1 protein-coding gene is annotated in these 544 nt (G+C 51.1%); it reads right to left on the reverse strand.

The genetic code is table 11. From position 1 onward, the window contains the following. Positions 1 to 3 precede the first annotated feature (3 nt). The coding region (locus R7Z49_RS27085; protein ID WP_318112761.1) for a heme ABC transporter ATP-binding protein at positions 4 to 544 on the reverse strand (541 nt) is incomplete at its 5' end.

The raw sequence follows: 544 nt of genomic DNA on the forward strand, positions 1-544 counted from the left end.
AAGCTATGCCGCAGCGTGGACTTGGGGAAAGTCCAGAGTCGGGTGTTTTGTCACGATAGAGCGATACCCATAAACTTGTTCAATACGTTCGGGCGTTAGGGCCTGCCAAGGGTTGTCATCGCATACGAGTTTGCCGTTATGGAGCAACACAAGTCGGTCTGCGTATTGTGAGGCTAAGTTCAAGTCATGCAATACAACAACCACCGCAGCGTTCTGCGCTTTTGCTGCCTCACGAGCAATTTTAAGCGTGTTGTGCTGGTGGGCGAGATCCAGTGCCGACGTAGGCTCGTCCAACATCAGAATCTTTTTGTCACCAGATTGATGCAGTTGCGTTAGCACTCGAGCCAAGTGCAAACGTTGCTTCTCTCCGCCTGAGAGGGCAGGGTACAAGCTTTCCGCTAAGTGCAGAACATCGGTTTTTTGCATGTAGTGTAGGGCAAGCTCAGTCGTTTCTTTGTTTGAAAGTGACAAAGGGATCGCTCCGAGTTCGACCACCTCTCGTGCCAAAAATGGAAAAGTGAGCGTGCTGTGCTGTGGCAGCATG

The sequence above is a fragment of the Vibrio sp. 1562 genome, from assembly GCF_033340155.1.
GTDB lineage: Bacteria > Pseudomonadota > Gammaproteobacteria > Enterobacterales > Vibrionaceae > Vibrio > Vibrio alginolyticus.